Consider the following 20,808-nt stretch of genomic DNA (forward strand, 5'->3'; position numbering starts at 1 on the left):
TGATCAGCAATCCCCGCCGGCCTGCACCCAGCCGTTGTCCACGCGTTTCATGCGCTGGCCGTTGATGCAGCGTTCGTTTTCCGCGGGGCGTTCGGCGGCCTGTGCGCGGGCGCGGGCGTCCTGGCGGAGTTTCTGCTGGACCTTGAGGGTTTGTTCGCGCGCGGCGCGGGCGGCGGCGTCGCGGGCTTCGGCTTCATCCATGAAGGTCGCGGTGTGCGCGGCGGCCGCGCTCATGGTCGCGGGTACCGGGGGCGGCAGCGGGACGGGTTGGGCGACGGCGGTAGTGACGACGGGCGCGGCGGTCTCGTGGCCCGGCGGTTTGATCGGCAGGTTCCCTTTCCAATACTGGAAGCCGACATACCCCAGCGCGCCCACGACGACGAGCGCGAGCGTCCAACGCAATCCACTGTTCTTCTTACGACGGCGCCGCATGCCCCTGTCTCCAACCATTCCTGCCCCTGCGCGGAGCATAGCGGGCCGGCTGGCGGGAAACGTGTTGCGGTGCAATGTTTCGTGTCTTGGTCCGACGGATGGGAATGGTTGGAAACCCCGGCCGTCAGGGCGAATGCCGCGACAACGGCAACGTGCCTTCGAGGTCGGCTTCCAGGTATGCAGCGAGGATTGCGTCGCGCAACTCGGGCGGCAATGCCTGGTAGTCCGCGGCGCGGTCGTCGAATTTCAGTTCGAGGTCGGTGTGTAGATCGGCGCCGTCGGCGACGGCTTGCAGGATCAGCAGCGTGCACAACGCGAACTCGCGTTCGTGGCCGGGCTTGAGCGTGTGCGAGGTGAGTTCGACGACTTCGTAGGGATGCCAGGATTGATCGGCTTCGAACTTCCCTTTCTGTTCGAACACTCGGCGAAGGGCGGCCATGTGCGTGTCGATGTCTTGCCCGTAGTCGGCGGACGCGATGAAGCGCAACTCGTCGTCGGTGATTGTGGCAATCAGTTGGTCGAGCACCGTGCGATTCATGCGGTTTCGCGCCCCTTCCACAACCACACCGCGATGCCACCGAAGACCACGTACACCAGCGGCAGGTAAAGCACGTCGTACACGGCGTCGAACTTCGGGCCGATCACGTAGACATCGAGCATTCGCAGCCCGAGTCGCAATGCATTGATCGCGAATGCAGCGCGCGCCCATACGCTCCACGGGCCACGCAACGTCGCGGCCAGCAGCACGCTCGCAATCAGTTGCACCAGGCCCAGCGGGAAATACACGGCGCCTTGCACGGCGTAAAACGTTTCGTGCAAGGCAAGGATGTCGGCGCGGCCTGCAACATCGGCGGCGGCGAATTTCGCCGGCAACGCGAGATACACCCAGAAGAGTTCGATTGAGCGCAGCACCACTTCCAGCAGGCAGAACACGAACAGGCCGACGAACGCGGCGATGCTGGCGATCGGTGCGCGGCGCACGTTCGTCGCGCACGTGATCAGGAATAGATAGAACAGGAAGAAGAACGCGGAGAGCATCGTCATCGCGCGCGCGAGGTTGATCGTCGAGGCGCCTGCGAGCAGCGAGGCTTCGGGTGTGCCTTCTGCCGGCATCACGGAGAAGGCGTACCACTGGAAGGACTGGATCGCGATGTACGCGATGGCGGCCCAGGCGGCGGCTTTGCGATGCGATTGCGAGATCTGCATTGACGTTCCCCTTCGGAAGCGACCCCTCCCCGGCCCTCCCCTGCCTTCGCAGGGGAGGGAGTGTCACAGGGCGGGAATCAAACTCAAGTCAGCGCGATACGACCAGATTTCCGACTGCACTTCATCGACCGTTGCGGCATAGCCTTCCAGCAACTGTTGTCGCACCGTCGCGTCTTCCACCGATGCGAGCACGCCTTCGAGCCCGCCGTTTGCTTCATCGAATGTCGCCCAGCCATCGCGCGACACCATCAGCATGTAACCGGGCGACGACGTGCCGCTGATGCCTTCGTACCAGGTGTACGACGACTTGGGTTCCGTCGCGTCGAGCGTGGCGCGCATGCGTTTGACGATCTTTTCGAAGCGTTCGCTGCGGCCCAGGCGGACCTTGTACGTGTAGACCTGCACCATGCGCGTGGGCTGCCATTGTTCGAGCGGCGTGCCGTTGCTCAGGTCGCGGCGCACCCGGAACACCGCGCGATAGTTCGCTTCGCCGTACGGCAGGAAACTGCGTTCGGCGTCCTTGCCGTCGTCGGCGATCGCGACGCGGTTGTCGAACGCGGCGAAAGGCGCACCGAATGAGCCGTCCATGAACATCCCCATCCGCGGCCCGTGCGTGACGTACCAGCCGTACCAGACCAGCGGATCGTTGTGCGTGCGGTGCCATTCCAGATGGCGTTTGTAGCCGGCGTCGAATTGCGACTCCATGCCGTCCTTCGGGCGATAGCCGAAGAGGTGGGCGGCGTCGCCGCTGTCGCGCAGGGTCGGGGTGGGTTCGGCGGCGCCGGTGGGAAGCGCGGTGAGGGCGATCGCGAGGGCGGCGAAGGCCTGGAGCAGGGACAAACGCGGCATGTGGCGGGGGGGCACGTGTCGGCGGGGAGCGTCGAGTGTATCGCCCGGATGCGGCGAGGCTAAAACGAAGAAGGGCCAATCTTTCGATTGGCCCCTCGGGTAGCTCGCGGCCTTTTGGGCCGCCCGTGCTTCGCGGAATCATGCTGCCCCTGCCAATGGTCGTTGTCAACATGACGCCCGCTTACAAGCACTCTTCTTATCGCAAGGCGAGGATTTGTTGGCAGCGCTGCAAGGTCTGATTCTTTCCCGCGCGGCGAACTCGCTCGCTCGGTTCTAGGGCGAACTACGACATCGAACCGATCGTTAGAGTCGGTTCGCGGTCGAGTTTGGCCCCGGTAGCTCAAGCGGAAAGAGCCCGTGCTTCGCATGCCGGAGGTTGTGGGTTCGAGTCCCACTCGGGGCACTCTTGCGAGGGCCGCAACAACAGGGATAGCAACCTTGGGAGGGCGCCGAGAAGGCGCCCTTTTCGTTTTGGCATTTGCGCGCGGGGGATTCCGACGCACAATCGGCCGCGTGCCCACCCGGAATGCCCCCATGGCGATCGCGAAGTGGCTGTCCCTGCTGGCGCTCTTGCCGTCGATCCCCCTCGCCGCGGACACGGCCACGCCCCCCGCCCTCGCCGACTACGTCGCGCATTGCGACGCCGAAGGTCGCAAGGTCTGGAACGAATCGCTCTGCGCGCCCGTCGTCGTAGTCACGCAAGACGGCACCGTCGTGTGGACCAGCATCACCCCGTCGTCCGCGCCCTTGCCTTCCACGCGCGCCAACACCTCCATCGAATGGGGCGGCCGCAAGTGGGTGATGTTGCTCGCGCCGTTGCCGGGCGACGAGGCCGCGTTGCGTCGCCTCGTGTATCACGAGTCGTTCCACGTGCAGCAGGCGGCGCTCGGGTTCCCCGACAACATGGCCGTCGCCGCGCATCTGGAATCGGAGCAGGCGCGCGTGTCGATGCGCCTGGAGTGGAATGCGCTGGAGCGCGCGCTCGCCAGCATGGGCGCTGAGCGCAAGAAGCACGTCGCGCAGGCCCTCGCGTTCCGTCAGCAACGCCTTGGCGACGCCACCGCGCGCAATGACGAACGTGCGCAGATGCGCCACGAGGGGCTGGCCGAATACACGGGCACGGTGTTGTCGGGCGATGCGAAGGGACTTGCGCTCGAGAGCCTGCAGCGCGGCAACGACCGGCCTTCGTTCGCGCGCAGCTTCGCGTATGTGAGCGGCCCGGCGTGGGGCTTGCTGCTCGACGATCTCGCACCGGAGTGGAAGACGACGATCGCGAAGACACCCGACGCCGACCTGCCCGACCTGATCCCGCTGAAAACCTCGCGCATGCCCAAGCCCGACGCGTACGACGGCGACGCCATCGCGCGCGAGGAAGCCGAGCGCGCCACGCGTCGCAAGCAGATCATCGATGACGCCACGCAGCGCACGTCGGAGGCCAACGGCCTGCACCTTCCGCTCGCGAAGATCCAGCTCGACTTCGATCCCAATCGCGTGACGCCGATGCCCGACGGCTCGCAGGTCTACGACAAGATCACGCTGACCAGCGACTGGGGCACGATCCAGGTGGAGGGCGCGCCGCTGCGCATCGTCAAGGATTGGAACGCGGCGTATGTGCCGTGGCCGCTGCCGGACACGATGACGTTGAAGCTGGCCGATGGTTGGTCGGCGCAACGCGACGCCGACGGGCGGATGGAAGTCGGGAAGAAGGCGACGCCATGACACGTGATCGCATCTGGACGGCTTACGTCGCCGGAATCCTGGCGAGTGCCGCGGCACCGGCGCTGTGCATCGTCGCGTGGATCCTCTCGACGTCGGAAGTCCGCTCCGACCCGACGCGGGTGCCGATGGCGTTCCTGTTCGTCTTCGTCGTCGCGCTCGCACATTCGGTTTTGCTGGGGGCGCCGTATGCGGCCTGGCTGCGGCGACGCGGTTGGTTCGCCGTGCTGCCGATGGTGATGGGTGGGTTCGTCGCCGGCGTGGTGCCCGTCATGCTGATCGCGAGCGGCGCGTCGCTGACGCGCGACGACGGGATGGCGCTGGATTGGATCGTGCGCCAGGCCAAGGACCTGCTGTTGTTCGCCACGCTGGGCGCCACGGGCGCGCTGGCGTTCTATGGCGCGTTCCGTGCCGTGCAACCCGAATCCGCGGCGACCGCCGGATAGAATCGCGCTGTCGCCGGACAACGGATGCGAGATCGAGCGCGGCGAGGATGGCAGGATGCCTCTCACGCGCTGGCGCATCGCCGGCGCAGTCGAACACCAAGGGGCCCCTCATGCAGCAGAAACCAGGCGTACTCGCGATCGTGTTGGCGACGCTCGCGGCGGCCGCCATTCCGACGCTCGCCGTGTCCGCGATGATGTTGTACTTCCGCGAAGAGGACGGTTGGATCCAGTGGCTCGCTTTCGTGGCCGCGCTGACATTCGGCATCGCGCTCGTGCACATGGCCGTGCTGGGATTGCCTGCCGTCGCATGGTTGATCGCGAAGCAGAAGTTCCGCCTTTGGACGATGGCTGCGGTCGGTGCGATCGTCGCGATGGTGCCGGTGGGATTGCTCGCTTTGCCAGGCGCACCGTGGGGCGATCAAGGGGATACGTGGGGCGAGTGGGTGCAGATCCTGGTGGTGTTTGCGCCGATCGGTGCGGTGAGCGCGCTGGCGTTTTATTGCGTGTGCCGTGCGATGACGAAGCCGGCTGCGGCGGGGTAAGAAAAGAGGCCAACCTTTCGGTTGGCCTCTTTGGTAGCTCAACGGCCTTTCGGCCAGCACAGGCTACGCAAGACCAGCGATCGTCGACTCAACTCGCCAACGCCGCAATGCTTCCAGCGGCGACCAAGAAAACGCCTATCTGCAAAACAGCCGCGAACACCGACACCGCCATCCCGCGCCAGAACGTCGTCCCGAGGATCAGCGCCAGCATTCCCGCGCCGGCCACTGCGGATGCGATGAACGCCACGATCGGCCCGAGTCCCAACGTCTGCACGATCACCGCCAGCACGCCCAGGCAGAACACCGCGAGCACCGCGGACCAGAACCCCGTCTTCTCCGCGCCCACCATCCGCGCGCCGATCATCACGGGCACGACGAGCACCAACACGAATACGAACAGCATGACCAGCAAGGTCAGCATGCGACCTTCTCCCCTCGCCGCGGAATGCGGCGTCCCCGGGGGCGATTATGCAGACCTTCGGAGCAGGGGCCAGAAACGAGAAAGGGCCAACCTTTCGGCTGGCCCTTCGGTAGCTCAACGGCCTTGGGGCCGCGCACTCGTTTCGCCAAGACATCGTCTGCGCGGGCGGATCGGTTGTCAAGTCTGACCGAGAGGGGCGAGAAACGAGGATGGATTGGAGGCGTCTCCGTCTGTGGTGTTCGGCGAATTTGCTACAGCTTCTTTCGAGACCGTTGCGGCACGCAGTTGATCGATACAGTCACTCCGCAGTCGACGCCTCGGTAGCTCAAGTGGATAGAGCACTCGTTTCGCCAACAGAAGGTTGTGGGTTCGAGTCCCACCCGAGGCGCTCTGCGATGACTGCAACAACAGGGATAGCAACCTTGGGAGGGCGCCGAAAGGCGCCCTTTTCGTTGCGCTTGAATCCGACAAAAAAGAAAGGCGCCTTCCGGCGCCTTTCATTCGACTCGATCAAGCACTCAGCGGATTCATCCGCTCCACATCGATCTTGTACAACTTGATCGCGCGCGCCACATCCTTCCCGGCCATCTTGCCTTCGGCGGCAAGCGCCGCAATCGCGGCATGTGCGATGTAATAGCGATCGACTTCGAAGTGGCGACGCAAATTCGCACGCGTATCCGAGCGACCAAAGCCGTCGGTCCCGAGCACCGTGTAACGCATCGGCACGAACCCACGAATCTGCTCCGCGAACGTGCGGATGTAATCCGTCGCCGCAATCGCAGGCCCCTGGCGGCCTTCCAACATCTCCGTGACATACGCCTTGCGCTGCTTGTCTTCCGGATGCAGGCGATTCCAACGCTCGGCGTCGAAGCCGTCGCGTGCGAGTTCGTTGAAGCTCGGGCAGCTCCAGATGTCGGCGGTGACGCCGAAATCCTTGTCGAGCAGTTCGGCGGCCGCGATCGCTTCGCGCAGGATCGTGCCGCTGCCCAGCAACTGCACGCGCTGCTCGCCCTTCTTCGGCTTGCCGGCATCCTTCAGCAGGTACATGCCCTTGATGATGCCGTCCTCGGCGCCCGCGGGCATGTCGGGGTGCGCGTAGTTTTCGTTCATCAGCGTGAGATAGAAATACTCGTCGCGCTGTTCTTCGATCATGCGCTTCATGCCGTACTGCAGGATCACGGCGACTTCGTAACCGAAGGTCGGGTCGTAGCTCTTGCAGTTCGGGATCACGCTCGCGAAGACCTGGCTGTGGCCGTCTTCGTGTTGCAGGCCTTCGCCGTTGAGCGTGGTGCGGCCCGCGGTGGCGCCGAGGAGGAAGCCGCGCGCGCGCATGTCCGCCGCTTGCCACGCGCTGTCGCCGATGCGCTGGAAGCCGAACATCGAGTAGTAGATGTAGAACGGCACCATCTGCAGATCGTTGGTGCTGTAGCTGGTGGCCGCGGCCATCCAGCTGGAGAACGCACCGCACTCGGTGATGCCTTCTTCCAGCACCTGGCCGGCCGCGTCTTCGCGGTAATACATCAGCTGATCGCGATCGACCGGCTTGTACTTCTGGCCATGCGGGGCGTAGATGCCCAGCTGGCGGAACATGCCTTCCATGCCGAAGGTGCGCGCTTCATCGGCGACGATCGGCACGCAACGCGGGCCGACGTCCTTGTCGCGCAACACGATCGACAGGCTCTGCACGAACGCCATCGTCGTGCTGATCTCGCGGTCGCCGCTGCTCTTGAGCAAGCGGTCGAACACTTCGAGCTTCGGCGCGGTGAGCGATTCGGTCGCCTTGCGACGGCGCTGCGGCAGGTGGCCGCCGAGTGCGCGGCGAAGCTCCTGCAGGTATTCCACTTCGGGCGACTTCTCGCCCGGGTGGAAGAACGGCACGGCGCTGTCTTTGAGTTGATCGTCGGTGACCGGGATGTTGAAGCGGTCGCGGAAGATGCGCACCGCTTCGTCGTCGAGCTTCTTGGTCTGATGCGTCGGGTTGAGCGCTTCGCCCGCCGCGCCCATGCCGTAGCCCTTCACCGTCTTGGCGAGGATGACCGTCGGCATGCCCTTGGTCTGCGTGGCCTGGTGGTAGGCCGCGTACACCTTGTGCGGATCGTGGCCGCCGCGGTTGAGGCGCCAGATGTCGTCGTCGGAGAGGTTGGCGACCATCGCCTTCGTCTCCGGATACTTGCCGAAGAAATGCTCGCGCGTGTACGCGCCGCCGAAGGCCTTGCAGTTCTGGTATTCGCCGTCGACGGTTTCCATCATGAGCTTCTTGAGCACGCCGTGCGTGTCGCGCGCCAGGAGCGGATCCCAGTAGCTGCCCCAGATGAGCTTGATCACGTTCCAGCCGGCGCCGCGGAAGCCGCCTTCGAGTTCCTGGATGATCTTGCCGTTGCCGCGCACCGGGCCGTCCAGGCGCTGCAGGTTGCAGTTGATGACGAAGACCAGGTTGTCGAGGCCTTCGCGGCCCGCGACGGAAATCGCGCCCAGCGATTCGGGCTCGTCCGTCTCGCCGTCGCCGAGGAAGCACCACACCTTGCGGTCGGTCTTCGGCATCAGGCCGCGGCCTTCGAGGTACTTCCAGAAGCGCGCCTGGTAGATCGCCGAGATCGGGCCCAGGCCCATGCTGACCGTCGGCGTCTGCCAGTAATCGGGCATCAGCCACGGATGCGGGTAAGACGAGATACCGCGCCCGTCGACTTCCATGCGGAAGTTGTCGAGCTGCGATTCGCTGATGCGGCCTTCCAGGAAGCTGCGCGCGTAGATGCCCGGCGAGCTGTGGCCCTGGATGTAGAGCAGGTCGCCCGGATGCTCGGCGGACGGGCCGCGCCAGAAATGGTTGAAGCCCACGTCGTACAGCGTGGCCGCCGAGGCGAAGGACGCGATGTGGCCGCCGAGATCGCCGGGCTTGCGGTTGGCGCGCACGACCATCGCCAGTGCGTTCCAGCGGATGATCGAACGGATGCGCCATTCCATCGCCGAGTCGCCGGGCGACTTGGCCTCGAGCGTCGGCGAGATGGTGTTGATGTATTCGGTCGTCGGCGCGAAGGGCAGGTGCGCGCCCGCGCGACGGGTGAGCTCGACCATGCCGTCGAGCAACTGGTGCGCGCGCTCGGGGCCGTCGTTGTCGATGACCGCCTTGAGCGCCTCGACCCATTCACGGGTCTCGGTGGGGTCCGGATCGTTGGAGAGCAGGTCGTTGAGCCAATTCATGGGGGTCGAAAGCTTGGCGGTTAGAGTCGGGATTCTAGCAGCGGGCCCGTGGGCGCCACCCTTCGCTTTCCGGTGAAACTAACCGGCCGCAACGCAGGGGCCTTAGGATCGACGCAATGACCATCGTCCTCCCCCGCATTTCGGTCGCCCTCTGCGTTCACGACGGCGCCCGCTGGCTTCGCGAGCAGCTCGACTCGGTGCTGGCGCAGGAAGGCGTGCTGCTCGAAGTGGTCGCGCTCGACGACATGTCGAAGGACGACTCGCTCGCGATCCTCCGCGAATACGCCGCGCGCGACCCGCGCGTGCGCGTGGAGGCGAACGAAACCAACCTCGGCCACGTGCGTTCGTTCGAGAAGTGCATGGCGCTGTGCACGATGCCGTTGATCGCGCCCTGCGACCAGGACGATGTGTGGGAACCGCAAAAGCTCCTGACACTCGCGAAGGCCCTGCGCGATGCGGACCTGGCGTACTGCGATTCGGCGTACATCGATGCCGAGGGGCGCTCGCTCGGGCGGCGCTTCTCGCAGGATCTGAACGTGATGCTGTCGGGCGGCGATGCGTTGCGCTTCGCGTTCGGCAACACGGTGTCGGGGCATGCGCTGCTCGTGCGGCGCGATGTGTTCGAAAGCGCGCGGCCGTTCCCGAGCCTGCTGTATCACGACTGGTGGTTGGCGCTGCGCGCGGCGTCCGGCATGGGCGTGGTGTATGTCGACCAACCGTTGGTGCGTTTCAGGCGCCATGCGGGTGCGGCGTCGCCGGCCGGCAAGAATGTCGCCGCGGGCGTGCGTCGCAAACGGTCGTCGTCGCACAACAAGCGGTGGCTGGCGCAGCAGGCGTATGTGTTCGAACAGCTCGGTTACGCCGAGTGGTTTCCGAAGACACTGGCCGCGCGGTGGTTGTTCGCGATGCTGGCGGCGGAAAAAGGACACGTGTGGCCGCTGGCGCAGGCGGTGTGGCGCGATCGCAGGTCCGTGCCGCCGCAGAGTGCGCCGCGGATGATCGCGGCGGCGCGTTACTTCACGCGTGTCGCGAACAAGGTCATGCGCGCCAAGCGCGAGCGTTCGTTCTACGGGCCCTTGTTCAAGTAAGCGCTTCGGGGATTTGCCACGCCGCGTGCAGGCGATCGCGATCGGCGCGTTGGTGATGGCGGCCGAGAAGGCGCGCGATGGTCGAGGGTTCGATGAGGCGCACCGGCAGCGATGACAGCGTGCGGTGCTTCAAACCGCGCAAGCCGATGCGCAGTGCGAGGTCGGCCGTCGCGCAATCGAGGTCGCGATAGGACGGATCGAATCCGCTTGCGCGCAGGAACACGTTGCGACGCGCGGCGATGCATCCCCAGGCGATCGCATGGCTGTCGATCGTTTCATCATTGCGTTGCGGACCGACGAGACCGACGCCCGCTTGTCTTGCGTGCGACGCAAGTTCGGTCAACCACTGCGCGTCGAAGCCCTGGCATCGACTGTCGACGAGCACGACGATGTCGTTGGAGATCGCATCGATCGCACGATTGCACGCGTCGGCGATGCCTGCGTGCGCGGCGCTGGCCCAACGCACGCCGGTGAAGGTCGCGTTGCGCAGCGGCGGCGCGCGCGTGGATGCCACGACGACGTCGAACGGCGCGTGGGCCGTTCGCGTCCGCATTTCATGGAGGCATTGCTGCAGGCCGCCGAGCCCGGCGCGATCGACAATCACGACAGCGATTTCGCGCGCTACCGCAGGTTCGAAGGAGAGCTCGGGGTCCGGAAACGTGATGTCCATCGAATCGCCGCTGTATTGCTGAGAAGGCGGCGCACAAGTTATGCGGCGTTTACCTACGCATCGATGAGAAATTTCTCTGAATAGAGAAATGCAGGACGTACCGTTGCAAACCGGCGGATTGGATGCGTTCGGTGCGGTATCAATCTGCCTTCGAGGCCAATGGGAAAGCGGTTTCAGGGATCGTCGAATAAGTGAAAGCTGAACGCCGTCCGTGTTTTCCCCCAATTCGTGGCCTATCCGTATGGCAAGTCCACGTAACCTTTCAGTCACCTGCCCAGGAAGTACCAGGCCCCCAATGCCGCTAGGAAGCGCATCGTCAGCACGTCGTCGACCGGAGCTACGGCTCCCCGAGGTCGAAGCCGCGCCGCCTGCCCCCCATCTGCCGCGCGTGTCGGTCGCCCTGTGCGTCTACAACGGCGAGCGGTGGCTGCCTGCGCAGCTGGATTCGTTGCTGGCGCAGCAGGACGTCGCGCTCGAAATCATCATCGTCGACGATTGCTCGACCGATCGTTCGCGCGAAATCCTGCGCTGGTATGCGCGGCGCGATGCGCGCATCCAGGTGCATGAAAACAAGTTCAACCTCGGCCATCTGCGTTCGTTCGAAAAATGCATGGCGATGTGCACCTCGCCGTTGATCGCGCCGTGCGACCAGGACGACATCTGGCATCCGCGCAAGCTCGCGATCCTCGCCGACGCCATCGGCAATGCCGACATGGCGTATTGCGATTCGGCGTACATCGACGAAGCGGGCCGTCCGCTCAACCGTTGCATCTCCGACGATCTCGGTCCGATGCACGCCGGCCACGACGCATTGCGTTACGCCTTCCAGAACACCGCGTCGGGCCACGCGATGCTGGTGCGTCGTCGCGTGTTCGACAACGCGCGCCCCTTCCCCGAAAAGCTCTACCACGACTGGTGGCTCGCGCTGTGCGCGGCAAGCGGCAACGGCGTGGCGTACGTCGATCAACCGCTGGTGCAGTTCCGTCGTCATGACGATGCGGCCTCGCCGCTCGGCAAGGATGCGAACGGCAAACCGCAGCCGACGCCACCGGGTGCGCGTTCGCGCAATCGCAAGTGGCTCGAGCAACTCTCGTACATGATGCAGGCGATCGGCGATACGAATTGGTCGGTCGCCGCGCAGGCGCGCGACTGGCACGAAGCACTGCGCACCGGCCTGGAATGCAACTTCCGCGGATTGATGAAGCTGACGTGGCGCGATCGCGCGTCGGTGCCGCCGTGGAATGGCGGCTTTGCGTGGTTGCGCGCGGTGCGCTTCTACGCGCGCTTCCGTCGCAAGGCCAATCGCGCACGTCGCGAGCCGAAGCTCACCACGCCCCTGTTCGGCGGCTGATCCGGATCTTCGAAACGCGCGCCCGAAACGGCGCGCGTTTTTTCATGCCCGGATGCGCGGCGGATGCGCGTACCAATAGTGCCGCGACCGGTTGCCCAGGTTCGGGTTGTAGGCCGGATCCACCATCTTCGACAACGCCCACGTGGCTTCCAGCTTCTGGTTGTCGGCGTCGTTCGTGTCGAACGCGTTCCCGGGCGCATCCACCTGCATTCGCAGCGACGGCACCCATGTGTGGCGCAGGCCGCTGCGGCCGATGCGCAGCGTGAGATCGAGCATCGCGCCGGTGAGCGTTGCGTAGGTTTCGTCCAGGCCCCCTGCGTCGACGAACAAACCGCGCGGCATCGCGACCAGGCCATGCATCAACGCGGTCAGGTTCTGCGGCAGCTTCGCGCGGCCGACGTAACCGACGCCATCCGCGCGCGCGCCGCCGTCCATCGCCGACCACGCGCCATCGACGCCGATGAGCACACCGCTCGAGAGGACGCGACGTTCGGCATCGAACACCTTGCCGCCGATCGCACCGTTGTTCGGACGCGCGGCCCAGGCCACTGCGCGCAGCAGCCATGTGTCGTCTTCGGGCACGCATCGGCCATCGAGGATGACGACGATCGCGCCGGCGCTTTCGCGCACCGCGACGTTGAGTGCAGCGGGCGTTGCCGCGGCGACACGCACGTCGAGTCCGGGATAGCCGGTGCCCTGCACGGCGTCGCGACATGCGGCCAGCGCCTTCGCATCACCGGGATCGGCGATCACGACGGTCACGCTCGGCAGCGGCGACGGCGGTGTGTAATCGACGACGTAATAGCCCGTCGGATGCGATTGCACGTCTCCGGTGAGGCCGTTGCGCGCGAGATGTTCGAGGATCGCGCGACGCCCGGCTTCCAGCGCATACGGCTTCACCGCGTTGCCGGCGGCGGTGCTCGCGTCGTGGATGCGCCAGTGATACAGCACATGCGGGATGTGCACGATCTGCGTCGGCGCGATGCGATCCACGCAGCGCAGCATCAGGTCGTAATCCTGCGCGCCTTCGTATCCCACCTGGAAGCCGCCGACCTCGCGCAGCAACGCGGTCCGGTACGCGCCGAAGTGCGACACCATGTTGTAGGCGCGCGCCAGCTCGGGATTCCAGTCGGGCTTGAAGAACGCTTCGCGGCGATGGTTCGCGTCGTCGATCTTGTCTTCGTCCGAATAGATCACCGCGACCTCGGGCGCCGCCGCGATGGCTTCGGCGACGCACAGCAGCGCGTGTTCAGCGAGCAGGTCGTCGTGATCGAGCAGCGTGACCCACGGCGCGGTGACGATTTCGAGTGCCGAGTTCGACGCCGCGGAGATATGCCCGTTGACGGCGCGATGGATCACACGGATGCGCTTGTCGCGTTGCGCGTAGGCATCGAGCGTCGCGATGACTTGCGGATCGGTCGACAGATCGTCGGCGATGCACAACTCCCAATGCGGGTAGGCCTGCGCGATGACCGAGTCGATCGCTTCGGCGAGCCACGCCGGCGACGGGTTGTACACCGGCATCACGATGGCGATCGGCACCGGCGGCAGCTTGTTCGCGCGTTCGATCAGCGCGGCGCGCTTGGCGTCATCCATCGTGTCGAACTGCGCCACCCACTGCGTGTAATCCGGGCCTTCGCCGCGGCGATCGGCATGGCGAATGCGGCGCGCATCCAGCCGGCGCCGGTTCCAATCCTTGAAACGACCGCCCGCGCGCCCGGCGATGTCGCCCTGCCCGAACGTACTACGCGGCAACACGAGTTTCACCGCGCGCTCCACGCTCTTGCGGCGCAGCCCCGGATGCATCAGCCCGCGCCACAGCGGCGCCACCCAGCGATGCCGCGGCTGGTCGAGCACGGCTTCGCGCATATCGGCTTCCAGCGCATACATCTGCGCGAGTTGCAGCCCGACGACACGCTTGGCTTCCGGGAGATCCGGCCGCGCGGCGACGCACTTGCGCTGGTCGGCCGCGATCTCGCGATACATCTGCAGCACGCGTCGATTGCGACGTTCATACGTGGCCGCGTCGTTGGCGCTGCGGTCGAACACCCAGTCGCCGAGGTTCGCATCGTGCCGGCGATAGCCGATCAACGACTGCTGCACGCAGAAGCAACGGCCCGCGAGCACCGCGCGCAGGGTGAGCATGTTGTCTTCGACCATGCCTTCCATCGGCGGGAAGTCGGTCAGCAAGGTGCGGCGGATCGCCATCGAAGCGCCCAGCACCGCGGCGAGCTTGCCACGTCGCAGCAGCCAGCCCTGGTCGACTTCGAACGGCGTGCCACGCACCGCGAGTTCGATCGGCTTGCCGCGCGCGTCGATGTCGTCCACGAGCGAGCCGACGATCTGCGCATCGGGATATTTGACGAAGGTCGCGAGCAGACGCTCCACGCGCTGCGGATACGAGACGTCGTCGCCCGCCTGGAAGACGAGTACCTCGCCGGTCGCGATGCCCGCCAGTTCCGTGAGATGCGCGCACAGGCCGAGGTTGCGCGGCGTGCTGCGCACCGAGACGCGATGCGGGCCGCTGTAGCCTTCGACCGCCTTGCGCGCGGCGTCCAGCGTGCCGTCGGGCGAGCAATCGTCGGAGACGATGATCTCGCACGGGATCGTTTGCGCCAGCGCGGAGCGGATCGCCTCCGCGATCATCGCCTCCATCTTGTAGGCGATGACGAGGATCGTCGCGGTCGGGTTGTCGGACATCGGGGGGATGCGTCCTGCGAGGCGTGCTTGTCGAAGCCGGCTATCGGGTTTTGCGGATCTGCGCTTCCACGGCGGCGATGGCGGTCATGTTGACCACGCGGCGCGGCGTGCTTGCGGGCGTCAGGATATGCGCCGGCTGGTCGATGCCCATCAGGATCGGGCCGATCGCCACGCCGTCGGTCATCACGCGCACCATGTTGTAGGTGATGTTGGCCGAATCCAGATTCGGCAACACATACAGATTGGCGCGACCCCTGAGCGTGGTGTTCGGCATGATCCGCAGGCGCAGGTCTTCGTCCCACGCGGTGTCGGCCATCATTTCGCCGTCGACTTCGAGCTTGGGCACGCGCGCCTTGAGGATCTCGCGCACCTGGCGCATCTTGCGCGCGCTGGGGTCGTCGTGGCTGCCGAAGTTCGAATGCGAGAGCAGCGCGACCTTCGGTTCGATGCCGAACAGCTTGAGGCGGTAGCTCGCCTGCAGCGTGCTTTCGGCGATCTGCTCGGCCGTGGGATCCATCTGCACGTGCGTGTCGAGGAAGAACCACACGCCCTGTTCGTTGATCACGCCGGTCATCGCCGAAGTGCTGGTCAAACCGGGGTCGAGTTCGAACACGCTGCGCAGGTAGCCCAGCTTCTTGTGATAGCGGCCGACGAGGCCGCAGATCATCGCGTCGGCTTCGCCGCGCTCGACCATCAGCGCGCCGATCAGCGTCGGGCGCGAACGCATCAGGTTCTTCGCCGCCGCCGGCGTGACGCCGCGGCGTTCGGTCAGCGCGTGGTACTGGTGCCAGTAATCGTTGAAGCGCGGGTCGTCGTTGATGTTCGTCAGTTCGAAATCCACGCCCGGGCGCATGCGCAGGCCCAGGCGCTCGATGCGCGCGTCGATGACATCGGGACGGCCGATCAGGACCGGGAACGCCATGTCTTCGTCGATCACCGTCTGCACGGCGCGCAGCACGGTTTCCTCTTCGCCTTCGGCATACACCACGCGCTGCTTGTCGCTGCGCGCGCGGTCGTAGAAGGGCTTCATGACCAGGCCGGTGCGGTAGATGAACTGGCCGAGCTTTTCTTCGTAGGCCTTGAAGTCGAGGATCGGCCGCGTGGCCATGCCCGAGTCCATCGCCGCGCGCGCGACGGCGGGCGCGAGCATCACGAGCAGGCGCGGATCGAACGGACGCGGAATGATGTACTCGGGGCCGAAGCACGGCACTTCGCCGCCGTACGCCGTGGCGAGATCGGAGGCTTCACGACGCGCGAGCGCGGCAATGGCGCGCACGCAGGCGAGCTTCATCGCTTCGTTGATTTCCGTCGCGCCCACGTCGAGCGCGCCGCGGAAGATGTAGGGGAAGCACAGCGCGTTGTTGACCTGGTTCGGGTAATCCGAACGGCCCGTGGCGATGATCGCGTCGGGGCGCACGCGCTTGGCCTCTTCCGGAAGGATCTCGGGATTCGGGTTGGCGAGCGCCAGGATGATCGGGCGGTCGGCCATCGTGGCGACCATCTCCGCCTTGAGGATGCCGCCGGCGGACAGGCCGAGGAAGATGTCGGCGCCATCGACGATGTCGGCGAGCGTGCGCTTGTCGGTGTCGCGCGCGTAACGCAGCTTGTCCGGATCCATGTGGCCGCGGCCGGTGTACAGCACGCCTTCGCGATCGAACGCCAGGATGTTTTCCGGCTTCATGCCCAGCGCGACCAGCATGTCCAGGCACGCGATGCCCGCCGCGCCCGCGCCGGCGGTGGCCAGCTTCACGTCGCCGATTTTCTTGCCGACGATTTCCAGCGCGTTGTAAACGGCGGCACCGACGATGATCGCGGTGCCGTGCTGGTCGTCGTGGAAGACCGGGATGTGCATCCGCTCGCGCAGCTTGCGCTCGACGATGAAGCACTCCGGCGCCTTGATGTCTTCCAGGTTGATGCCGCCGAAGGTCGGCTCCAGCGAGGCGATGATGTCGACCAGCTTGTCCGGATCGCGCTCGTCGATCTCGATGTCGAACACGTCGATGCCCGCGAACTTCTGGAACAGCACGCCCTTGCCTTCCATCACCGGCTTGCCGGCGAGCGGGCCGATGTCGCCCAGGCCCAGGACGGCGGTGCCGTTGGTGATCACCGCGACGAGGTTGCCGCGCGCGGTCATCTCGCTGGCCTGGTTCGGGTCGGCGACGATCGCTTCGCAGGCGTAGGCCACGCCGGGCGAATAGGCCAGCGACAGGTCGCGCTGGGTCACCATCGGCTTGGTGGGAACGACCTTGATCTTCCCGCGCGGCTCCATGCGGTGGTAATCGAGCGCGGATTGCTTGAGGTCGTCGGTCATGCTGGCCGTGGCGCGGGTGGGGTCGTCGATTCTACCTACCGGGCCGGGCGCTGGTCGCTGGCCGGTGCTTAGAATGCGGGCTGTCTTCACGGAACCCCCTTTGATGGCCGCTGCGTCCTCCCCTCGACGCTGGACCGCGCTACTGGACAGCCCGGCCCCCTGGGCCGTCGCGCTCGCCGCGTTCCTGCTCCAGGCGCCGCTCGTGCTGAACCCGGGGTACTTCAGCCACGACGAGCTCCAGTGGGCGTACTACGCCACGCACCTGGGCCATCCGGTCGATTGGTTCGATGTCGCGACGTTCCAGTACCGCCCGCTGACCTTCAACCTGTGGATGACGCTGTCGCGCTGGCTGTTCGAAACGCCGCAGGCCTTCCATGCGGTGCTCGTGGCCTGGGGTGCCGGGAATGCGGCCTTGCTGTATTCGATCGGCCGCCGCGCCGGCATCGAGGCGCGCACGAGCGCCCTGGCGGCGCTCGTGTTCGCGATGAGCCCGTACGCGGTGGTCGCGCACGGATGGATCGGCACGATCGCGGACCTGGCATGGCTGACGTGCGGGCTGGCGATCGCGTGGGCTGCGTTGCGCCTGCGTTCGCTCTGGGCGATCGCGGCGGTGGCGGCGCTCGCGACGCTCGTCGGTTTGCTCGCGAAGGAAGCCGCGCTGTCGATTCCCCTCGTCGCGACCGTCGCGTGGGTCTTCACGCGCGAGAAGCGCTGGAGCGCGGCCGCGATCGGCGCATGGGCCGCAGCCGCGGCGTATCTCGCGGTACGCCTGCCGGTGCTGCTGCACGCTTCGGGCGCGCCGACGCTCTACACCGCCAAGGTGTCGAACATCGCCGTGCGCTGGGTCGAATACCAGTTGTTCTCGCCGATGGTGCGCGTGATCGAAACGCACAGCACGCTGCCCAGTTCGGGTTTCAAGTTCCTGCTGATGTCGGCCGTGCTGTGGTGCGCGTGGCTCGCCGCGATGTGGCGCGGCAGCCCGCGCCTGGCGGCCTTCGCGATCATCGCGGGCGGCGCGGCGCTCGGCCCGGTGCTGCTGCTGGGCTCGGCGTCGAACCACTACGCCTACGGTTTCGCCGCCGTGTATGCGCTGAGCGGCGCGGCCGCATGGGCGCGCACCGCGCGCTGGGGCCGCATGGCGCTCGGCACGATGGCGTTGATGACCGTGCTGCACGGCGTCGTGGTGATGGGCGTGATGCTCGAAGTGGGCCGCGTGCAGTCGGTGTTCTCGCCCGCGCTCGCGGAAGTGCTGCGTGCGCGTGCACCCGATGCGCCGCCAGTGCGCCTGCGGCCGGATGCGGATGCGAAGGAATGGATGTTCGTGCGCCTCACGCACGCGATTCCCGAATATCGCGGCGTCAGGATGGGCGATCGCGTGCGGCTCGTCGGGCCGAACGAACCGGCTGATTTCACGATCGCGCGCGACGGCCAGCTCTCGCCGGCCCGCTGATCACTGCAGTTCGAACAAGCCTTCCGACGCCATCACCTGGTCGAGCCGAATGCGGTTGGCGAACAACGAGAAGGCGAGCATGCCGGCGAGCCCGTTGGCGCGCGCGACCCACTGCGGCAACCAGCGCGGCGGCACCAGCGCGCCGCAATCGAACATCGGCTCGAAGCGCTGCACGTCGGCGAGCGTCATCTTCCCTGCGAACAACATGCGGCACAGGCGCAACTTGCGATTGCGCAGCGCCCAGCGGAAGAACGTGTGCACGCCGATCAGGCCGCGCACGTACACCGTGTCCTTGGTGAAAGCGTAGCCGCCGGTCGTCGGTACGCCGCGGAACACGCGCTGCGCGGAGACGAAGCTTTCCAGCGGCGGGTTCTCTGCGTCGAGGAAGAAGCGGAACACCTCGATGAAATCCGCGCCTTCCAACGCGCGCGCGACCGCCTCGATGCGCAGGCTGATGCGCTTCATGCGCTCGATGTCGATGCTGCCGGTGATCTGTTCGGCGAAGGTCGCCAGGCCTTCCTGCGTCGCGGTGGTGCGCGGCGAGGACAGCGACAGACTCTGCAATTGCGGCTGTTCGCGCCCATTGAGGGCGGTCAGCGAATGGACGAACGCCTCGTGTTCGAGCAATTGGTGGCGGTCGTAGTCGCTGAAGGCCGCGCTCGAACGCAGGCGGATGCGCGTGGCGCCGGCGGCGGCCTTCGCGATCAATTCGGGATCGAGCACGACTTCGATCATGCGCGCGTTGAAGAAATCGTCCAGCGACGCCTGGAGCTGCAACTGCAACGCCGTCGCGGAAATCTGCACCTGTTCTTCCGGCGCGAGCAATTCCTTGTCGAGTTCGTTGGCGATGTCGATGAAGTGGTGCGCGGCTTCGCGCGTCGTCGGTCCGCCGCCGGGCAAGGGCTCGTCGGGGCGGCCGAACAGGCGGATCGAATGGCGCGTCACATCGGGCGTGCCGAGACATTCCAGCAGCTCGCACGCGATGCCCCAGCTGCGCGCGGAATCGCCGACGTAATGGCCGAGCGGGTGGTCGGGGTCGGCGGCGGCTTCGACCGCCGCGAGTTCGCGACGTGCCTCGGTGAAATCGAACTTCGGGTATTCGTGCCGCGGCAGCGAGTATTCGCCGCGGTTGTAGCCCTCCATGAAACGGGCCTGCTCGCTCGCCGCCCAGCTCACCGAGTTCAGGAGGCGGATGCCGCGCGCGGCCTTCACCATGCGCGCGTCGAGCGCGGCGTGATAGAGGACGTCGTCGGCCAGTTCGACCATCAGTGGCGCCCGTATTTGTCGTCGATGCGTTTGTACAAGGCCTTGTTCTGCACCTTGTCGTTGGCCTTCTGGTTCAGGCGCGTGGCGAGCTGGTTCGCGGCGCCGGCGACTTCGTCGCGCAACTTGAGGAAGTTGGCGAAGCGCGCGGCATCCAGCTTGCCGGCATCGATCGCCGCGCGCACTGCGCAACCCGGTTCCTTCGCATGCTTGCAGTCGCGGAAACGACATTGCTCGGCGAGCGCTTCGATGTCGCCGAAGTTTTCCGCGATGTCTTCCTCGCCCGTCGGCTTGAGTTCGCGCATGCCGGGCGTATCGATCATGCACGCGCCGGACGGCAGCGGGATCAGCGCACGATGCGTCGTCGTGTGGCGGCCGCGCGAATCGCTCTCGCGCACTTCGCCGGTCTTCATCTTTTCCACGCCGAGCAGCGTGTTGGTGACCGTGGATTTGCCCGCACCGGACGAACCGACCAGCACGATGCTCTGCCCTGCGCCCAACCAGGGCGCGAGCGCGGCGACGCTGTCGGGGTCCTTCGCGTTCACCGCGACGACCTGCACGCCCTGCGCGACGCCTTCGAGCGCGGCACGCGCATCGTCGATGGCGTTCGCGTTCTCGGCCAGCGCCTTGTCCGCCTTCGTCAGCACGACGACGGGCGTGACGCCGCTGCCGCCGATCAGCACGAGGTAGCGTTCGATGCGCCGCGGGTTGAAGTCCGCGTCGAGCCCGCACACGACGAACACCGTGTCGATGTTGGCCGCGATCAATTGCTGCTTGTAATGCTCGCCCGCCGCGCCGCGCTTGATCGCGGTATGTCGCGGCAGCAGCGCAACGATTTTCTTGCCTTCGAGCAGCACCCAGTCGCCGACGGCCGCGCGATCTTCCGGCGCGATGCCGCCCTTGCGATAGCTGGAGGCGCGTTGCCATTCCGGCGGAGATTCGGCCTTGAAGCCCGCGTCGGGGCCTTCGGCGACGACATAACCGGTGCGATGTTGCTCGGTCACGCGTGCCGGCCGCGCCTGCGGATGCGCTGAAAGCGTTTCCTGCCACGCCGCGTCTTCCACCTGCGCGGCGTAGGGCCAACCGATGGCGCGCAGGGAGGGGGTCACGGGCGGGTGTGGGTCGTCATTGCTCCGGATTCTAGCGCTCAATGTCCTGCTAGGCT

18 protein-coding genes and 2 tRNA genes are annotated in these 20,808 nt (G+C 66.1%); 9 read left to right on the forward strand and 11 right to left on the reverse strand.

The window, feature by feature from the left end; genetic code table 11:
* Positions 1-3: 3 nt before the first annotated feature.
* From GN331_RS01835 to GN331_RS01850, 4 genes are all read right to left on the reverse strand, one after another.
* A complete protein-coding gene (locus tag GN331_RS01835) occupies positions 4-432 on the reverse strand; it encodes a hypothetical protein (RefSeq protein ID WP_156639806.1) in 429 nt (142 codons plus the stop codon).
* 124 nt (positions 433-556) lie between these two features.
* Entirely contained in the window at positions 557-970 is a 414-nt protein-coding gene (locus tag GN331_RS01840; RefSeq protein ID WP_156639808.1) for a hypothetical protein, read from the reverse strand.
* Positions 967-1,638 carry a hypothetical protein gene (locus GN331_RS01845; RefSeq protein WP_156639810.1) on the reverse strand — a complete coding sequence of 224 codons (672 nt, stop codon included), beginning with the start codon at positions 1,636-1,638 and terminating at the stop codon, positions 967-969. The genes GN331_RS01840 and GN331_RS01845 overlap by 4 nt, the downstream gene beginning before the upstream one ends.
* A gap of 63 nt (positions 1,639-1,701) precedes the next feature.
* On the reverse strand, positions 1,702-2,487 hold the full coding sequence (locus GN331_RS01850; RefSeq protein WP_156639812.1) for a hypothetical protein: 786 nt from the start codon (positions 2,485-2,487) through the stop codon (positions 1,702-1,704).
* Positions 2,488-2,816: 329 nt separating this feature from the next.
* Between GN331_RS01850 and GN331_RS01855 the strand changes: the two genes are divergently transcribed.
* The 4 genes from GN331_RS01855 (at position 2,817) to GN331_RS01870 (ending at position 5,191) form a co-directional block, all read left to right on the forward strand.
* A tRNA-Ala gene (locus GN331_RS01855) sits at positions 2,817-2,890 on the forward strand.
* Between the two features lie 131 nt (positions 2,891-3,021).
* Complete coding sequence (locus GN331_RS01860; protein WP_156639814.1) at positions 3,022-4,206, forward strand: hypothetical protein; 1,185 nt, start codon at positions 3,022-3,024, stop codon at positions 4,204-4,206.
* A complete protein-coding gene (locus tag GN331_RS01865; RefSeq protein ID WP_156639816.1) occupies positions 4,203-4,649 on the forward strand; it encodes a hypothetical protein in 447 nt (148 codons plus the stop codon). Before GN331_RS01860 ends, GN331_RS01865 begins: the two co-directional genes overlap by 4 nt.
* A 110-nt stretch (positions 4,650-4,759) precedes the next feature.
* Positions 4,760-5,191: a hypothetical protein gene (locus tag GN331_RS01870; protein ID WP_156639818.1), complete on the forward strand. Its 432-nt coding sequence runs from the start codon at positions 4,760-4,762 to the stop codon at positions 5,189-5,191.
* 88 nt (positions 5,192-5,279) lie between these two features.
* Here the strand turns inward: GN331_RS01870 and GN331_RS01875 are convergent, their stop codons facing one another.
* A complete protein-coding gene (locus tag GN331_RS01875; RefSeq protein ID WP_156639820.1) occupies positions 5,280-5,612 on the reverse strand; it encodes a hypothetical protein in 333 nt (110 codons plus the stop codon).
* Positions 5,613-5,926: 314 nt separating this feature from the next.
* On the opposite strand from GN331_RS01875, the gene GN331_RS01880 reads away from it, so the two are divergent.
* Positions 5,927-6,000: transfer RNA gene (locus tag GN331_RS01880), tRNA-Ala, on the forward strand.
* A gap of 122 nt (positions 6,001-6,122) precedes the next feature.
* Here GN331_RS01880 and aceE read toward each other — a convergent pair.
* Positions 6,123-8,810 carry a pyruvate dehydrogenase (acetyl-transferring), homodimeric type gene (gene aceE, locus GN331_RS01885; protein WP_156639822.1) on the reverse strand — a complete coding sequence of 896 codons (2,688 nt, stop codon included), beginning with the start codon at positions 8,808-8,810 and terminating at the stop codon, positions 6,123-6,125.
* 116 nt (positions 8,811-8,926) lie between these two features.
* Between aceE and GN331_RS01890 the strand changes: the two genes are divergently transcribed.
* Complete coding sequence (locus tag GN331_RS01890) at positions 8,927-9,898, forward strand: glycosyltransferase (protein WP_156639825.1); 972 nt, start codon at positions 8,927-8,929, stop codon at positions 9,896-9,898.
* Here GN331_RS01890 and GN331_RS01895 read toward each other — a convergent pair.
* Positions 9,891-10,451 carry a glycosyltransferase family 2 protein gene (locus GN331_RS01895; protein WP_156639827.1) on the reverse strand — a complete coding sequence of 187 codons (561 nt, stop codon included), beginning with the start codon at positions 10,449-10,451 and terminating at the stop codon, positions 9,891-9,893. The two genes, GN331_RS01890 and GN331_RS01895, sit on opposite strands and share 8 nt — an antisense overlap.
* Positions 10,452-10,454: 3 nt before the next feature.
* Here GN331_RS01895 and GN331_RS01900 point away from each other — a divergent pair, with 3 nt between their 5' ends.
* Positions 10,455-10,652 (forward strand): hypothetical protein, encoded by a 198-nt coding sequence (locus GN331_RS01900; protein WP_156639829.1) that lies wholly within the window; start codon positions 10,455-10,457, stop codon positions 10,650-10,652.
* Between the two features lie 304 nt (positions 10,653-10,956).
* On the forward strand, positions 10,957-11,919 hold the full coding sequence (locus GN331_RS01905) for a glycosyltransferase (RefSeq protein ID WP_197426968.1): 963 nt from the start codon (positions 10,957-10,959) through the stop codon (positions 11,917-11,919).
* A gap of 42 nt (positions 11,920-11,961) precedes the next feature.
* Here GN331_RS01905 and GN331_RS01910 read toward each other — a convergent pair whose 3' ends face one another.
* Both GN331_RS01910 and GN331_RS01915 read right to left on the reverse strand, forming a co-directional pair.
* Positions 11,962-14,619: a glycosyltransferase gene (locus GN331_RS01910; RefSeq protein WP_156639832.1), complete on the reverse strand. Its 2,658-nt coding sequence runs from the start codon at positions 14,617-14,619 to the stop codon at positions 11,962-11,964.
* Positions 14,620-14,659: 40 nt separating this feature from the next.
* Positions 14,660-16,930 (reverse strand): NADP-dependent malic enzyme, encoded by a 2,271-nt coding sequence (locus tag GN331_RS01915; protein WP_156639834.1) that lies wholly within the window; start codon positions 16,928-16,930, stop codon positions 14,660-14,662.
* A gap of 103 nt (positions 16,931-17,033) precedes the next feature.
* Between GN331_RS01915 and GN331_RS01920 the strand changes: the two genes are divergently transcribed.
* Positions 17,034-18,380 (forward strand): hypothetical protein, encoded by a 1,347-nt coding sequence (locus tag GN331_RS01920; RefSeq protein ID WP_156639836.1) that lies wholly within the window; start codon positions 17,034-17,036, stop codon positions 18,378-18,380.
* Here the strand turns inward: GN331_RS01920 and GN331_RS01925 are convergent, their stop codons facing one another.
* Positions 18,381-19,646, reverse strand: a complete 1,266-nt coding sequence (locus GN331_RS01925) for a flavohemoglobin expression-modulating QEGLA motif protein (protein ID WP_156639838.1) — start codon at positions 19,644-19,646, stop codon at positions 18,381-18,383. It abuts the gene before it with no gap.
* Positions 19,646-20,752, reverse strand: a complete 1,107-nt coding sequence (gene rsgA / locus GN331_RS01930) for a ribosome small subunit-dependent GTPase A (RefSeq protein ID WP_331713327.1) — start codon at positions 20,750-20,752, stop codon at positions 19,646-19,648. Before rsgA ends, GN331_RS01925 begins: the two co-directional genes overlap by 1 nt.
* Between the last annotated feature and the right edge of the window lie 56 nt (positions 20,753-20,808).

This window comes from Noviluteimonas gilva, from assembly GCF_009740395.1.
Lineage (GTDB): Bacteria > Pseudomonadota > Gammaproteobacteria > Xanthomonadales > Xanthomonadaceae > Noviluteimonas > Noviluteimonas gilva.

Bases quoted from the DNA above. Each gene is read 5' to 3' on its own strand.
- GN331_RS01860 (WP_156639814.1), top strand. From the start codon at position 3,022: ATGGCGATCGCGAAGTGGCTGTCCCTGCTGGCGCTCTTGCCGTCGATC.
- GN331_RS01865 (WP_156639816.1), top strand. From the start codon at position 4,203: ATGACACGTGATCGCATCTGGACGGCTTACGTCGCCGGAATCCTGGCG.
- GN331_RS01910 (WP_156639832.1), bottom strand. From the start codon at position 14,619: ATGTCCGACAACCCGACCGCGACGATCCTCGTCATCGCCTACAAGATG.
- GN331_RS01915 (WP_156639834.1), bottom strand. From the start codon at position 16,930: ATGACCGACGACCTCAAGCAATCCGCGCTCGATTACCACCGCATGGAG.
- GN331_RS01850 (WP_156639812.1), bottom strand. From the start codon at position 2,487: ATGCCGCGTTTGTCCCTGCTCCAGGCCTTCGCCGCCCTCGCGATCGCC.
- GN331_RS01920 (WP_156639836.1), top strand. From the start codon at position 17,034: ATGGCCGCTGCGTCCTCCCCTCGACGCTGGACCGCGCTACTGGACAGC.
- GN331_RS01925 (WP_156639838.1), bottom strand. From the start codon at position 19,646: ATGGTCGAACTGGCCGACGACGTCCTCTATCACGCCGCGCTCGACGCG.
- GN331_RS01835 (WP_156639806.1), bottom strand. From the start codon at position 432: ATGCGGCGCCGTCGTAAGAAGAACAGTGGATTGCGTTGGACGCTCGCG.
- GN331_RS01890 (WP_156639825.1), top strand. From the start codon at position 8,927: ATGACCATCGTCCTCCCCCGCATTTCGGTCGCCCTCTGCGTTCACGAC.
- GN331_RS01895 (WP_156639827.1), bottom strand. From the start codon at position 10,451: ATGCGGACGCGAACGGCCCACGCGCCGTTCGACGTCGTCGTGGCATCC.
- GN331_RS01875 (WP_156639820.1), bottom strand. From the start codon at position 5,612: ATGCTGACCTTGCTGGTCATGCTGTTCGTATTCGTGTTGGTGCTCGTC.
- aceE (WP_156639822.1), bottom strand. From the start codon at position 8,810: ATGAATTGGCTCAACGACCTGCTCTCCAACGATCCGGACCCCACCGAG.
- GN331_RS01840 (WP_156639808.1), bottom strand. From the start codon at position 970: ATGAATCGCACGGTGCTCGACCAACTGATTGCCACAATCACCGACGAC.
- GN331_RS01870 (WP_156639818.1), top strand. From the start codon at position 4,760: ATGCAGCAGAAACCAGGCGTACTCGCGATCGTGTTGGCGACGCTCGCG.
- GN331_RS01900 (WP_156639829.1), top strand. From the start codon at position 10,455: ATGGAGGCATTGCTGCAGGCCGCCGAGCCCGGCGCGATCGACAATCAC.
- GN331_RS01845 (WP_156639810.1), bottom strand. From the start codon at position 1,638: ATGCAGATCTCGCAATCGCATCGCAAAGCCGCCGCCTGGGCCGCCATC.